Origin of the sequence: Brachybacterium huguangmaarense (assembly GCF_025725725.1) — a bacterium.
GTDB classification, from domain to species: Bacteria; Actinomycetota; Actinomycetes; order Actinomycetales; family Dermabacteraceae; genus Brachybacterium; species Brachybacterium huguangmaarense.
Genome location: NZ_CP107020.1, coordinates 2,565,365 through 2,579,778, shown reverse-complemented (window position 1 = coordinate 2,579,778; position 14,414 = coordinate 2,565,365). Strand labels below are relative to the sequence as shown.

The following is a 14,414-nucleotide window of genomic DNA, read 5'->3' as shown; positions in this document are numbered from 1 at the left end:
CCCGGTCTGTTTGAATCGGGCCGTGGCCGCCCTGCCCCTGCTCGCCGTCGTCGCGCTGCTCGTCGTGTACGCGCCGCACGCGGTCGCGCTCTCGGTCGTCGACGTGCGCGAGCACCGGCTGCCCAACCGCCTCGTGGGGAGCCTCACCGCGAGCGTGCTGCTCGTGCTCGCTGCGACGGCCGCTCTCGCGGCGCCCGCGCGCCCGGCGGTGCTGTTCGCGATCGCGATCGGGCTGGTCGCGGCGCTCGTGGGTCTCGCGATCGCGGCGGTCGGCCCGCAGCTGCTCGGCATGGGCGATGCCAAGACGGCGCCCGCGGCGCTCGCGACGAGCGCGGCCCTGGGCTGGGACGTGCTCGTCGCGGCCCTGCTGGGCATCGCGGTGGTCGGCGGGGCGGTCGGGATCGTGCTGCTCGCGGCCACCCGGGACGCGAGCGCGCGCTTCGCCTACGGGCCCGTGCTGCTCTCCGCTCCCCTGCTCGGCCTGGTCGGCGCCCCGTTCGTGCGCGCCGCGCTCGGGGCGGGGTGAGCAGGGCCTCTCGCGCGAGGAGGGCCTCCGGCCCGGCTCAGGCGCCGGGCAGCTCGACCACCTGGCCGGTCCGCACCGACTCCTGCGCGGCGGCGACCACGCGCACGGTCCGCAGCCCGACCTCGCCCGAGGGCTCGGCCGTCTCACCCGACCGCACGGCGTCGACGAAGGCGTCGAGCAGCATCGCGTCGGTGTCGACGCCGTAGGGGATCCAGGTGCCCGGGCCGCCGACGTGCTGGGCGAAGGCGTCGATCTGCAGCTGGCCGCCCGTGCCGACGGCCTGCAGCGTGAGGCCGCCCCAGGTGGGGGCGTCGTCCGGCTGCGACCACGAGCAGTCGATCGTGGCGACCACGCCCGAGGGATAGGTGAGCGTGACCAGGCCGCCGGTCTCCGCGCCCTCGCCTGCGCGGGGGGCGTGCAGGATGCGGTTGGTCGTCGCGTACACGCTCGCGGGCGGCCCCATGATCGTGTCGAGGATCTGGGCCAGGTGCACGGTGTGGTCGACCATGGCGCCGCCGCCGGCGAGGTCGACGTCGGTGAACCAGTCCCGGCCGCTCGGGAGCTTGCCGTTGTTGGTGCCGGTGAAGCCGATGACCTCGCCGAGCGAGCCGTCCTCGATCGCGCCGCGCAGCGCCGCGACGGCGGGCGCGAAGTGCACGGGGAAGGCCGTCATGAGCACGACGCCGGCCTCGCGGCACGCCTCGACCATGGCCTCGGCGTCCGCGACGGACGTGGCCAGGGGCTTCTCGCACAGCACGTGCACGCCGCGCCGCGCGGCCTCGAGCACGAGGTCGCGGTGGTGGGCGTTCGCGCTCGTCACGACGATCGCGTCCGGGCCCTCCGGCCAGGCCCGCCACGCCTCGTCGACGGTCCCCACCACGCGCGCGGCGGGCACGTCGGCGAAGCCGTCGGGATCGGCGACGACGACGTCGACGTCCTCGCGTCCCTCGAGGTGCGCCGTGTACCCGGCCGCGTGCGGGTGCGCGCAGCTCATGATCGCGATCTTCAGCGGCATGCGACGCTCCGTCCGGTGTGCAGGGATTCCAGGGCCGCTCGCGAGACGTCGACCGCGCGTGCCCCGTCGGCGGCCGTCACCCGGGCGCCGGCGCCCGCGGCGAACTCGACGATCTCCTCGACGTACGGGCTGCGCATCGTCTCGACGTCGGGCAGGAACCCGTCGCCCGTGTCCCGGCGGGCGGCGGCGACCGCATCGAACTCGATGCCCGCGTCCGCCGCGGAGTCGTACCGGAGCCGCCCGGTCTCCCCCGCGATGTCGAAGGTGTAGCGGAACGCCGTGCCGGGGGCGCCCCACAGACCGCGGCAATGGCTGATCGCCCCCGAGGCGTGGGTCAGGATCACGTGGGCCGTGCGCACCGTGTCGGTGGACGGGGCGACGGACTGGCGGGCGTGCACGCTCGTCGCCGGACCCGCGAACCACAGGGCCTGGTCGATGTCGTGGATCATCTGGTCCATCACGATGCCGCCCGACTGCGACTCGTCGCCGAACCACGGCTGGGTCGGGAAGGACCCGGTGCGCTCGAAGCGCAGCACCGCGGGCCTGCCGATCCGGTGCTCGTCGACGGCCCGCCGGGCGGCGGCGTACTGCGGGAAGTAGCGCACCACGTGGGCGGGCAGCAGCCGCAGGCCCGCCCGCTCGGCGTGCTCGACCATGGCGTGCGCGTCCTCGCCCGTGAGGGCGAGCGGCTTCTCGCAGACGACGTGCAGACCGGCGTCGAGGGCCGCGTGCACGAGCTCGGGGTGCGTCGCGGTCGGAGTGCAGACGTCCACGACGTCGACCGCCGACAGGAGGCTCTCGAGCGTGTCGTGCACCGTCGCGCCGAAGCGCTCCGCGAACGCCGGGGCGCCCGCGACGCTGTAGCAGTGCCGCTCGGCGCCGATCTCGGTCCAGCCGGGGGCATGGGCGTGCGAGATCCCGCCCGTCCCGATGATGCCGACACGCAGGTCCATGGTGGATGAGCCTTTCACAGCAGGGTGCGCAGCGGCGACAGGATCGCCTCGGCGACCCGTGCCATCGGGTGACGGTCGCGCCAGTCGGGCGAGGTGAGCACGTCGCAGTGCTCCGAGTCGGCCGCGAAGATCTTCTCGATCTCGGCGGCGAAGCTCGCATCGATGATCTCGACGTTGGTCTCGTAGTTGAAGGAGAGCGAGAGGCGGTCGATGTTGGCGGTGCCCACGGTGGACCACTGGCCGTCGATCGTCGCGGTCTTGGCGTGGATCATCGCGGCCCGGTAGAGCAGGATCGTGATCCCGGCGTCGAGCATCTCCCCATAGAAGCCGCGGGACACCCAGTCGGCCACGATGTGATTGGACTCCTTGGGCAGGATCACCCGCACGTCGACCCCGCGGCGCGCGGCGTCGACGAGCGCGGCGAGGATCTGCTGGTCGGGCACGAAGTACGGGGTCGTGATGTAGATGTGGTGCTGAGCCTGCTCGATCGCGGTGAGGTAGAGGCCGCGGATCGGGTAGACGAGCTGGAGGGGCACGTTCGAGGCGACCCGGACCTCGGGCTCCCAGCTGTGGGCGGGCACCCAGGCGATCTGGTCGTCGCGGCGGCGGTCGGCGTTCCACTTGCGGGAGACCGAGTTGCGCAGCCCCCACACGGCGGGCCCGACCACGCGCACGTGCGTGTCGCGCCACTGACGGGCGTACAGGGATCCGATGTTGTAGCCGCCGACGAAGGCGATCGCGTCGTCCACGACCAGGATCTTGGAGTGGTTGACGCCGGTGTGGCGGATCACGCCCTGCCAGAACCGCCACCGCACCACGGGCATGCGCCACACGTCGACCCGGTCGGAGAACTGCCGGAAGAAGGAGGGGCGCACGACGAGGTTCGCGAAGCCGTCGTAGATGACATGGACGCGCACGCCGCGGTCGGCGGCGCGGTTGAAGGCGTCGAGGAAGCGCTGGCCGATCTCGTCGCCCTTCCAGATGAAGGTCTCCAACTGGATCGACGTCTGCGCGGCGTCGATCGCCTCGATCATGTCGTCGTACAGGGTGTCGCCCGAGGTGTACACGCTCAGCCTTGAGTCCTCGACCTGCGCGTGGAAGGTGCCCGGGCGCGGGGCGTCGCGCTTCTTGCGCCCGCGCTCCTTGACGGCGTCGACCGTGCCCAGGGTCCCGACCACCGCGAGCTGCGCGGCGAGCAGGCTCCCGGCCCCGACCAGGGCCGTCCTCGCGGCGAATCGGCGTGCTCGGGCCAGGGCGGTGCTGGGGGGATTCGTCATCGTGCCAGCCTACGGGCTGGACGAGCCGGCGTGGCGGCGTGGTCTCGGCGACCCCGTCGTGCGCTTACCCTGGCCGCCATGGGCACTGGCCACTCACACGTTCACGGCTCCACCGCGCCGGTGCGCGCGTCGCGCGCCTCCCGCCTCATCATCGTCCTGATCGCGCTCGCGCTGCTCGCCGGCACCCTCGTCGGGCTGATCCGTCTGTGGCCGCACAGCTCGGACGTGCCGCGCAGCGCGCTGCTGGCCCCGGGCGCCGAGCTGCTCGACGCGACGGTCACCGACGTCCCGGACACGACGGACCCCTCGACCTCCTCGACGGTCACGGTCGTGGGCCGGTCCGCCGCCATCCACGACGAGTCGATCCAGGTGGAGGTGACGCCGGACGTGATGGCGTCGCTCCACGAGGGGGACCGGATCCGGGTCCTGTCGATCCAGGACGCGGCCGCGGCCATCGGCGACGACGAGGAGGGCGACAACGTCTCCGCGTCGCCGCAGGAGCCCGCCGCCCCGATCTACACCTACTTCGACCACCAGCGCACGATCCCTCTCGCGCTGCTGTTCCTGGCCTATCTCGTGGTGGTCGCCGTGGTGGCGCGTGGGAACGGGCTGCGGGCGGTCGTGGGGCTCGCGGTCGGCGTCGCGATCGTGGTCTGGTTCCTGCTGCCGGCCATCCTCGCGGGCGAGGACCCGGTGCTCGTGGCGCTCGTCGCGGCCGGGGCGATGATCTTCCCGAGCGTCTACATCGCGCACGGGGTGTCGATCCGCACGACCACGGCGCTCATCGGCACCTTCGGGGGCGTCGCGGTGACGGTGCTCATCGCGCTGGTCTCGAGCCGGCCCGCGGGCATGACCGGCTCGGACGAGGAGACCGCCCAGATGCTGTTCGGCGCCGACCCCGGCATCTCGTTGGCCGCGGTGTTCCTGACCGGGGTCATCATCTCCGGGCTCGGGGCGTTCAACGACGTCACGATCACGCAGGCCTCCTCGGTGTGGGAGCTGCGCGCGGCGATGCCCGACGGCTCGCGCTGGGAGGTCTTCGCCTCGGCGATGCGCATCGGCCGCGACCACATCGCCTCGACGGTCTACACCCTCGCGTACGCCTACATCGGCTCCGCGCTGCCCGTGCTGCTGCTGGCCTCGACGATCGACCGCTCCCTGCTCGACACCCTCGCCTCGGGCGAGATCGCCGCGGAGGTGTTCCGCACCCTCGTCGCGTCGATCGGCCTGGTGCTCGCGATCCCGCTGACGACGGCCGTCGCCGCCCTCCTGGCCAGCACGCCGTCGCGCCGCCGCGAGGCCCGGGTCGGCATCGAGGAGCGCCTGGCCCGGTACTGAGCCGAGGCGCGGTGCTGCGGCCGCGGTGCTGGGGGTCAGCTCACGCCGCGATCGGCGAGGCCTCTCGACAGGCACGTCGGTGCCCCGCCGAGGGGCTGGGCGCAGGGAGATCCCGCTGGCGGACCGTCATCGTGCGACCACGGTCCGCGAGCGGCCTCACAGCACCGATCGGCCCGGTCCCGGCCGAGTTCACCGCCGACCCCTCGCAATGATCCAGGGCGCACGAGAAAGGGCCCCGGTGAGAACCGGGGCCCTTCGTGCGAATCGCATTCCACGATCCCACATCGGTGTCCGAGGGGGGACTTGAACCCCCACGCCCTAATACGGGCACTAGCACCTCAAGCTAGCGCGTCTGCCTATTCCGCCACCCGGACAGGTGGCCGCACGCCGTGCGACTCCACGACTTTAGCACGCCCCCGGGGCGGTCCCGCACCAGGGAGGGCCCGAGCGCGCAGACAGTGAAGACCATCACATCGCGCCTGGTCATGGGAGGATCGGGGCATGCTCCACGTCATCTTCCACGAGCCCCGGATCGCCGGGAACACCGGCAACGCGATCCGTCTGTCGGCCGTCACCGGCTGCCATCTCCACCTCGTCGAGCCGCTCGGCTTCGACCTCGAGGACGCCAAGCTGCGCCGCGCGGGCCTGGACTACCACGATCTCGCGAGCACGACCGTGCATGCGGACATCGAGGCCGCGTTCGACGCGGTGCCCGGCGCGCGCGTGTTCGCCTTCACCTCGCACACCGAGCTCTCCTTCGCCGACGTCGCCTATCGCGAGGACGACGTGCTGCTGTTCGGCGCCGAGCCCACGGGACTGCCCGAGGACGTCATGGCGCACCCGCGCGTGACCGCCCGGGTGCGGATCCCGATGCTGCCCGCCCGCCGCTCCCTGAACCTCGCGGGCGCCGCCTCGATCGCGGTCTACGAGGCGTGGCGTCAGCTCGGCTACGCGGGAGCGGGCCCCGCCGCCTGAACGCGCCGGCGGCAGCAGGCGGAGCCGGGCTCCCCCTGCCGCCGCCACGGGCAAGTCCGGCAGCAGGCGCTCAGGCGCCCGCTGCCGTCACCTGCCTGCTGCCGTCACTGCTGGTCGCCGCCGCGCTGGACGGTGAACGCCGGAGAGGTCCACACCTCCCAGTCCTTGGCCCGGGACGCGCTTCCCGAGGCCTTCAGCACGCGCAGCTCGAGGATGTACTGCCCGTCCTTGACCTGCTTGAGCTTGTCGTTCTTGTTCGGGTACGAGCCGTCCCACGAGAACACCTCGTAGTCGGTGTCGCGGCCCAGGAAGTCCTCGGAGGCGACCTGCCCCACGGCGGGGTTCACGAGCTTGCCCTTCGTGCCGTCGGCCTTGGCGTGGTACGCCACGACCTCCATGCGGCGGGCCGGGTACTCGAGGTGGTAGACGAGGTGGGGCACGTCGTTCCCGCTCATCGTGAAGGTCGCGCCCTCCCCCACGAGCGAGAGATCGCCGGCGGCGTCCGCGCTCGCGAGCGACGGCAGGCCGATGCCCTGGTCGGTCAGCACCGTGAGCTTCTTGTAGGAGCCCGAGAGCCCGGCGAACGGCACCGAGAGATCCTCGTCGGCGCTCGTCAGCTCGATCCAGCCGCCGTAGATGATGCCGTCCTCGCCGAAGTCCTCGCTGATGCGCACGGTGATCGGCTCGGCGCGGTGGGGCTGGACGGTGATCGTCCGGGCCGACAGACGCACCGAGGCGTCGGCGACCTCGAAGCTCGGGTCGCTCGTGGAGCCGCCCGTCGCGACCCCCTGGCGCACGCCGACGCTGTAGGTCTTCGGGGTGTCCCCGTCGTTGCGCACGCGCACCGTCACGCTGTGGCCGCCGTCGGCGCTGTCGCCGAGGGAGACGGTGGGCTGTGCGATCGAGGTCGAGGTCGCGGCGGCCTCGACCATGTCGAGCAGCCCGGCGCCCTGACGGTGCACCGGCTCGAGGTAGCCGGCACCGGGCTCGAGCGACCAGTCCATGGGGTCGGCCGTGCTCACGAGCGCGCCCTTGATCTGCGCGGGGCTCCATGCGCGGTGCTCCTGCAGCAGGAGCGCCGCGGCGCCCGCGACGTGTGGTGCCGCCATCGAGGTGCCCGACATCGAGCCGTGGCCGCCCTCCTCGAGCGGGAGCGTCGACCAGATCTGGCCGCCGGGGGCCGAGAGGTCCGGCTTGAGGGTGAGGTCCGCCGTCAGGCCGTAGGACGAGAACGACGACATCAGACCGGCTCCCGCGTTGGGCAGCACCACCTGGTCGGCGGCCCACGTGAGCTTCGGCGAGCCGGACGCGATGCGCTCCTGCAGGAGCGCGCCGTCGGCCTGCGTGATGGTCACGACGGGGATCGTGATGGGCTCGGCGCCCTCGACGGTCGCGGCGATCACGCCGGCGCTGTTGTTGTGGATCACGAGCGCGGCGTAGCCGGCGTCCTGGGCGTTCTTCGCCTTGTCGTAGAACGAGCAGGTGCCGCGCTTGACGAGCAGCGCCTGCTTCGTGCCGGTCGCCCGGGGCACGGTCGCCGGGTCGCAGCCCAGCACGGGAGCCGCCGCGTCCGCGGACTCGGGCCCGGCGGACACGAGCGGCGCCTTGCCGCTCGTGGGCGGCGCCGGCGCCGCCGTGGCGGCGGTGTACGCGATCTTGGTCTTGCCGACCGTGAAGTACGGACTGCGGGCGTGGGAGTTCTCGACCGAGCCGACCGTGATGACGTCCGAGGCGACACCGGGGGCGCCGCCCGAGAAGGTCCCGGACTCCCCCTCGTTGCCCGCGGAGACGACCACGACGACGCCCTTGGCGGTCAGCTCGTCGGCGACCTGCGCCGTCGGGTAGTCGCCCCACGTCATGAACGAGGCGCCGAGGGACATGTTGACCACGTCGACGCCGTCGGCGTACGCGCGGTCCATCGCCGCGAGGATGACGTCGGAGCTCGACGTGCCCTCGCAGCCGAAGATCCGGTAGGAGGCGAGCGAGACGTGCGGGGCCACGCCCGTCACCTCGCCCTCGGCGCCCACGATCCCGGCGACGTGGGAGCCGTGGCCGCCGCAGTCGTCGGGATAGGCGTCGGGTCGCGGGGCGTGCGCGGCGCCGTCCTGGGAGGAGTCGTAGTCGTCGCCGACGAAGTCGTAGCCCATCGTGACCCGCGCGTTGGGGAAGTCACGCCGCTCGTCGTCGGTGCCCGAGCCGCCCAGGTCCGGGTTGTTGTAGTCGACGCCGGAGTCGATGATGCCGACGGTGATGCCGCTGCCGTCGAGACCGTCGACCTTCTGCACCTGGTCGACGCCGGTCATGGCATTGGCGTACTCGTCCTGCGGGGACGCGTCGTGCTCGTCGGGCAGGGCGACCTGGAGCACGGGGAACACGCCCTCGACGCCCGGCAGGGCGCGCAGCTTGCCGACGTCGGCGTCGTCGACCGCGACGGCCATGCCGTTCCAGGCGCGGGTGTAGGTCGTCTCGACCGCGAGGTCGATGCCGGCGGCCTCCGCGTCGTCGGCGACGTCGCGCTGGGCCGACTGCAGGCGGGAGCGGGCGCCGCCCTGGGCCTCGGGGCTCCCGGCGACCTGCACCAGGTACTTGCCGCTGACGGCCGTGTCGGAGCCGTCGAGGCGGGTGTCGTCGAGCGCGGGCGCCTCGGCGCCGTGGTCGGAGGCGGTGCCGAGGTCGGTGACGTCGTCCTCGGCGAGGGCGGGCGGCGCGACGAGGCCCGCCGCGATCAGGGCGGCGCCGGCGACGGCCGCGAGGGCGCCTCGGCGCTGCCTGCGCACGAGGCGCACGGGATGTCCGAACATGAGGAGTCTCCTGGGGGATGAGACCCGGGCGGGGGGACCCGGGAGCGCCCGTCGCAGGACAGGCACGTGCTCGGCATCACACCACGGATCGGCCGGAGCGGGGACCGCCTCGCCCGAGTCTTTGCCCTTTCGTGACCCGGCGTCAGGCGCGCGCCGCGAGCGCGGCCCAGGCCGCCTCGAGCATCGGCTCGAGGGGGGCGCGCGGCACCGGCAGCATCGACTCGACCTGTCGTCGTGCCTGATGGGCGAGCATGTCGACGCCGCTCGCGACGGCGCTCCCGCGCCGTCCGAGGACCGCGGCGACAGGGGCGGGCCACGGGTCGTAGAGCACGTCCATGAGCACGGCCGGACGGGGCGCGGCGGGGTCCTCCCGCAGCTCGCGGGCGAGGTCCTGGGCGCCGGGGAGGGCCAGGGCGCACACGGCCGCGTCGACCTCGAGGGTGCGTGTGCGCGTGGCCCAGGGCTCGATCCGGGTCCGCATGCCGAGGGCGCGCGCGTGCGCGACGAGCGGCTCGAGGGCCGCCTCCCGGCGGGCGGTGAGGGAGAGGTCGTGCGCGCCGAGCTCGGCGAGGGCCGCGACGGCGCTGAGCGCGGTGGCCCCCGAGCCGATCACCGTCGCAGTCCTCGGAGCGGGGGCCCCGAGGCCGGCGATGGCGGCGACGATCCCGTGCACGTCGTGGTTCTCGGCGCGCCAGGATCCGTCGGCGCGGCGCACGAGCGTGTTGGCGATGCCGAGCGCCTCGGCCGTCGCATCGCGCTCCGTCGCGATCGCGAAGGCCTCGCGCTTGAGCGGCATCGTCACGCTGAGGCCCGTCAGGTCCTCCCCCACGGGCCCCTCGAGGAAGGCCGCGAGATGGCCCTCGGGCACGTCGTGGGCGTCGTAGGAGGCGTCCTCGACGCCGAGGGCCGCATAGGCGGCGCGATGCATGACCGGCGACAGGGAATGGCCGATCGGCGAGCCGACGACCGCGAAGCGCCGCGGAGCGGCGGGCGTCCGCGGCACGCTCATCCCTTCGTCTTGGCCCATTCCTGCCACTCCCGGACGTTGGCGTCGTGCTCGGTCTTGGTCGCCGCGAACTTGGTCTCGCCGGTGTCGGTGTTGACGGTGACCCAGTACAGCCATGGGCCGTCGGGCGGGTTGAGCGCGGCGTCGATCGTCGCACCGCCCGGGTTGGAGATGGGGCCGATCGGGAGGCCGTCGTGCACGTACGTGTTGTACGGGGAGTCCGAGGCGCGCTCCTCGGGCGTCGTCGAGATCGTGTTCTTGCCCGAGGCGTACGCGACGGTCGAGTCGAGCTGGAGGCGCATGGGGTTGCCGCCGGCCTCGCCCACGCCCGCCAGGCGGTTGTCGATCGTGCGGACGACCTTGCCGTAGTCGTCGGAGGACCGGGCCTCCTTCTCGGCGATCGAGGCGAGGGTCAGCACCCGGTGCTCGTCCTCGGGCTTGACGCCGCGCTTGGCGAGCTCGTCCTGCATGCGCCCGGCCATCATCGTGAGCACGTCGGCCGCGGTCGCGTCCTCCGGCACGTCGTAGGTGCCGGGCCAGAAGTAGCCCTCGGGGCTGTTGGCGGGGTTCGCGGGCACGCCGAGCGCGGTGTAGTCCTTGATCGCGGCCTCGAAGTCGGCGACGGGGATGCCCGTGGACGACGAGAGCTTCTCGAACATCGCCGACATGCGCATGCCCTCGGGGATCGTCACGCGCGTGCCGGCCCGGCTCGACGGATCCAGCAGCAGCTTGAGGGCGTCCGAGGAGCTCATCTGCTTCTTGAGCCGGTAGGTGCCCGGGGAGATCGAGGAGGCGTCGGGGCTGTTGGCGAACTGCGTCGTGAACGGGCCCGTCGACTTGATGACGTCGGCCTCGACGAGGGACTTGGCGATGTCGCCGCCGGAGTCGCCGTCGTGCACGACGATCGTCGCCTCGCCCGTGCCGGGGCCCGGGTAGTCGGTCTCCTCCTTCTGCACGGAGACGTTGCCGGTGACCCACCGGTAGCCGTAGACGCCGCCGATGCCGGCGCCGAGCAGCACGACGACCACGAGCAGGACGGGGAGGATCGCGCGCAGGGGCGAACGATGCCGGTCGCCGCGGCGCCGGCCCCTGGCCGGGGCGGCGTGGCCGTCCTCGTGCTGGTCGTGCTCGTCGTGGTGGTCCCCGTCGTGGGCGCCGGCGAGCTCGTCCAGCAGCGATTCGTCGTCGTTCGTCATGCGGTCTCCTGGTCCTGGGGGCTCGTCCCCGCGGAAGGGGCGTCCGCACCGGCAGGGGTGCGGACGAACGTCTCACCGGCCTCGCGTCCCGTCGCCCGCTCGGCGTCGAGCGCCTGCTGCAGGATCATGACTGCCGCGACCTGGTCCACCACGCTGCGGTGCTTCTTCCCGCGCCGGCCCGAGGTGTGCAGCGCCTGATGCGCGGACACCGTCGTCAGACGCTCGTCGATGAGGCGGATCGCGGCGGGGCTGCCGACCGCGTCCAGCGCGGGCGCCAGCTCGTCGCAGAAGCTCCGCGCCTTGTGCGCCGCCGGGCCCTCGTGACCGTCGAGGGAGCGCGGCAGCCCGACCATGATGACACGCGCCTCCTCGGCCGCCGCGACCTCGGCGACGCGACGCGCCGCGTCGGGTCGCGCGAGGGTCTCGACGGGCGTCGCGAGCAGCCCGTCGAGGTCGCTGCGGGCCAGGCCGACGCGCACGTCGCCCACGTCGACGCCCAGGCGCGTGAAGCGTGCCGGGGCGCCGCCGGCCTCGTGCGCCGTGCCGGTCACCGCTCCCCTGCCGCCGTGACGGCCGCGCGCACCGCGTCGAGCGCGGCGCCGGAGCGCTCGGGGTCTCCGCCGCCGCCCTGGGCGAGGTCGTCCTTGCCGCCGCCGCGGCCGCCCATCGCCTCGGCGCCCGTGCGCAGCAGGGCGCCGGCCGCGAGGCCCGCCTCGCGCGCCGGAGCGTTGGTCGCGACCACGAGCGCGGCACGGCCGTCGGCGGACCCGGCGACCGCGACCACGGCGGGCAGGTCGTCGCCGAGCCGCGACCGCAGGTCCGTCACGAGGGTGCGCAGATCCCCCGCGCCCACGCCCTCACCGGCGTCGTGCACGAGCAGGCGGACGCCGGCCGTCTCGATCGCCTGCGCGGCGAGCGTGCCCGCCTGCGCCTGCAGCTGGGCGCCGCGCATCGCGGCGAGCTGCTTCTCCATGTCCTTGACGCGCTGGGTGAGCGAGCGGACCCGCTCGGGCAGGTCGTCGGCGCTCACCCGCATCAGCTCGCTGAGCTGGGAGACGAGCGCGTGTTCCTTGGCCTGGAAGCGGTAGGCGTTCTGGCCGACGAGGGCGTCGATGCGCCGCACGCCCGAGCCGATCGACGCCTCGCCCATGAGCTGGACGGTGCCGAGGTAGCCGGTCGAGCGCACGTGCGTGCCCGCGCACAGCTCCTTGGACCAGTCCCCGCCGATCGAGACGACGCGCACGACGTTGCCGTACTTCTCGCCGAACAGGGCCATCGCCCCTGCGGCGCGCGCCTCGTCGATCGGCATCTGCTGATCGGTGACCTCGAGCTCGTCCTGCAGGAGCGTGTTGACGCGCCCCTCGACCTGCTCGAGGGAGGACCGCGGCACGGACGAGCCGAAGCGGAAGTCGAAGCGGAGACGTCCCGGCGAGTTCTCCGAGCCCGCCTGGGTCGCGTTCTCGCCGAGCTCCTCGCGCAGGGCCTTGTGGACCATGTGGGTCGCGGTGTGGGCGCGCGCGATCGCGCCGCGCCGCATCACGTCGATGCTCGCGATGGCGGGGCTGCCCTGCTCGAGGGCGCCCTCGACGAGGCGGCCGCGGTGCACCGTCAGCCCCTTGATCGGAGCCTGCACGTCGTCGACCTCGACGATGCCGCCGCCCTCGAGGGAGATGCGGCCGCGGTCGGCGAGCTGGCCGCCCATCTCCGCGTAGAACGGGGTGCGGTCCAGGATCACCTCGACCTCGGCGGGCGCCTCGACGCGCTGGACCAGCCGGCCGTCCAGCAGCACCGACTCGACGGTGGCCGCCGCGGTGTCGTCGGTGTAGCCGAGGAAGGGCACGCTCTCGCCGCCGCGCGCGCTCAGCAGCTGGTTGTAGAGCGCCGTGTCGGTGTGGCCGGTCTTCTTGGAGGCCGCGTCCGCGCGGGCGCGGTCGCGCTGCTCGGCCATCGCGGAGCGGAAGCCCTCCTCGTCGACCCGGAGCCCGACCTCCTCGGCCATCTCGAGGGTCAGGTCGATCGGGAAGCCGTAGGTGTCGTGCAGGCGGAACGCGTCCTGGCCGGACACCGTCGCGCCGCCGGAGGACTTCACGCCGCCGGCGACCTGGTCGAAGATCGCGGTGCCGGTCTCGAGGGTGCGGCGGAACGCGTCCTCCTCGGCGAGGACGACGTCCGAGATGCGCGCGAAGTCGGTCTCGAGGCTCGGGTAGGACTCGGCCATCACCCGCACGGAGACGCCCAGCAGCTCGGACATCGACGGGCGGTCGTAGCCCAGCAGGCGCATCGAGCGCACCGCACGACGGATCAGGCGGCGCAGCACGTAGCCGCGGCCCTCGTTGCCGGGGCGCACGCCGTCGGAGACGAGCATCATGGCGCTGCGCACGTGGTCGGCGATGACGCGCAGGCGCACGTCGTCCTCGCCGCCGCGTCCGTAGACCTTGCCGGTCAGCTCCTGGGCCTTCTCGATGACCGGGAAGACCTGGTCGATCTCGTACATGTTGTTCTTGCCCTGGAGCAGGTAGGCGAGCCGCTCGATGCCCAGCCCGGTGTCGATCGCGGTCTGCTCGAGGTCGCCCAGGAGCGGGTAGTCCTTGCCGGAGCCCTCGCCGCGCAGGAACTGGTCGAACACGAGGTTCCAGATCTCCAGGTAGCGGTCGCCGCCCGGGTCCACGGTGCCGCCGACCGCTTCGGGGCCGAACTCGGGGCCCCGGTCGTAGTGCCACTCGGCGCACGGGCCGGCGGGGCCGGGCTGCCCGGTCGACCAGAAGATCTCCTCGCGGGTGAGCTTGACGATGTGGCGCGGGTCCATCCCGATCCTGCGGGTGAGCACGTCGTAGGACTCCTCGTCGTGCTCCCAGACGGTGACCCACAGGCGGTCGCCGTCCAGGGCGTAGCCGCCGTCCTCGAGGGAGGAGGTCAGCAGCTCCCACGCGAAGTCGATGGCCCCCTCCTTGAAGTAGTCGCCGAAGGAGAAGTTGCCCGCCATCTGGAAGAACGTGCCGTGGCGGGTCGTGCGCCCGACGTTCTCGATGTCGTTGGTGCGGATGCACTTCTGCACGCTCGCGGCGCGCGGCCAGGGGGCGCGCTCGGTTCCCACGATGTAGGGGATGAACGGCACCATGCCGGCCACGGTGAACAGGATCGACGGGTCCGCGGAGACCAGCGAGGCGCTGGGCACGATCTCGTGGCGCTTCTTCGCGAAGAAGTCGAGATAGCGACGGCGGACCTCGGATGTGCGCATGAGGGTTGTCCTTCCTGGTGCCCTGGCGAGGGGCGTGCGGGGCGTGGTGGACGCGAAAGCCCCGGTCAGCGTACCGGAGTACGGCTGCC

11 protein-coding genes and 1 tRNA gene are annotated in these 14,414 nt (G+C 73.0%); 3 read left to right on the top strand and 9 right to left on the bottom strand.

Annotation, left to right across the window (positions count from 1 at the left end):
- Positions 1-22 precede the first annotated feature (22 nt).
- Positions 23-526, top strand: coding sequence for a prepilin peptidase (locus BRM3_RS11840; protein WP_263593505.1), 504 nt, complete (start codon positions 23-25; stop codon positions 524-526).
- A gap of 37 nt (positions 527-563) precedes the next feature.
- On the opposite strand, the gene BRM3_RS11835 is transcribed toward BRM3_RS11840, so the two are convergent.
- From BRM3_RS11835 to BRM3_RS11825, 3 genes are read right to left on the bottom strand one after another with little or no spacing between them, the layout of a single operon-like run.
- Positions 564-1,541 carry a Gfo/Idh/MocA family protein gene (locus tag BRM3_RS11835; protein ID WP_263593504.1) on the bottom strand — a complete coding sequence of 326 codons (978 nt, stop codon included), beginning with the start codon at positions 1,539-1,541 and terminating at the stop codon, positions 564-566.
- The gene (locus BRM3_RS11830; protein WP_263593503.1) at positions 1,532-2,494 is read right to left on the bottom strand and encodes a Gfo/Idh/MocA family protein; all 963 of its coding nucleotides are present in this window, start codon (positions 2,492-2,494) and stop codon (positions 1,532-1,534) included. The genes BRM3_RS11835 and BRM3_RS11830 overlap by 10 nt, the downstream gene beginning before the upstream one ends.
- 14 nt (positions 2,495-2,508) lie before the next feature.
- Positions 2,509-3,771: a phospholipase D-like domain-containing protein gene (locus BRM3_RS11825; protein ID WP_263593502.1), complete on the bottom strand. Its 1,263-nt coding sequence runs from the start codon at positions 3,769-3,771 to the stop codon at positions 2,509-2,511.
- Between the two features lie 78 nt (positions 3,772-3,849).
- On the opposite strand from BRM3_RS11825, the gene BRM3_RS11820 reads away from it, so the two are divergent.
- On the top strand, positions 3,850-5,109 hold the full coding sequence (locus BRM3_RS11820) for a YibE/F family protein (protein WP_263593501.1): 1,260 nt from the start codon (positions 3,850-3,852) through the stop codon (positions 5,107-5,109).
- Between the two features lie 288 nt (positions 5,110-5,397).
- On the opposite strand, the gene BRM3_RS11815 is transcribed toward BRM3_RS11820, so the two are convergent.
- Positions 5,398-5,483, bottom strand: a tRNA-Leu gene (locus BRM3_RS11815).
- Between the two features lie 127 nt (positions 5,484-5,610).
- On the opposite strand from BRM3_RS11815, the gene BRM3_RS11810 reads away from it, so the two are divergent.
- On the top strand, positions 5,611-6,084 hold the full coding sequence (locus BRM3_RS11810; RefSeq protein ID WP_263593500.1) for a tRNA (cytidine(34)-2'-O)-methyltransferase: 474 nt from the start codon (positions 5,611-5,613) through the stop codon (positions 6,082-6,084).
- A gap of 104 nt (positions 6,085-6,188) precedes the next feature.
- On the opposite strand, the gene BRM3_RS15090 is transcribed toward BRM3_RS11810, so the two are convergent.
- From BRM3_RS15090 to alaS, 5 genes are all read right to left on the bottom strand, one after another.
- Complete coding sequence (locus BRM3_RS15090; protein WP_318152408.1) at positions 6,189-8,885, bottom strand: S8 family serine peptidase; 2,697 nt, start codon at positions 8,883-8,885, stop codon at positions 6,189-6,191.
- Between the two features lie 142 nt (positions 8,886-9,027).
- On the bottom strand, positions 9,028-9,894 hold the full coding sequence (locus BRM3_RS11795) for a shikimate dehydrogenase family protein (RefSeq protein ID WP_263593499.1): 867 nt from the start codon (positions 9,892-9,894) through the stop codon (positions 9,028-9,030).
- Entirely contained in the window at positions 9,891-11,087 is a 1,197-nt protein-coding gene (gene mltG, locus BRM3_RS11790) for an endolytic transglycosylase MltG (RefSeq protein ID WP_263593498.1), read from the bottom strand. The genes BRM3_RS11795 and mltG overlap by 4 nt, the downstream gene beginning before the upstream one ends.
- Complete coding sequence (ruvX, locus tag BRM3_RS11785; RefSeq protein WP_263593497.1) at positions 11,084-11,638, bottom strand: Holliday junction resolvase RuvX; 555 nt, start codon at positions 11,636-11,638, stop codon at positions 11,084-11,086. Before ruvX ends, mltG begins: the two co-directional genes overlap by 4 nt.
- Positions 11,635-14,325, bottom strand: a complete 2,691-nt coding sequence (alaS, locus tag BRM3_RS11780; protein ID WP_263593496.1) for an alanine--tRNA ligase — start codon at positions 14,323-14,325, stop codon at positions 11,635-11,637. Before alaS ends, ruvX begins: the two co-directional genes overlap by 4 nt.
- Between the last annotated feature and the right edge of the window lie 89 nt (positions 14,326-14,414).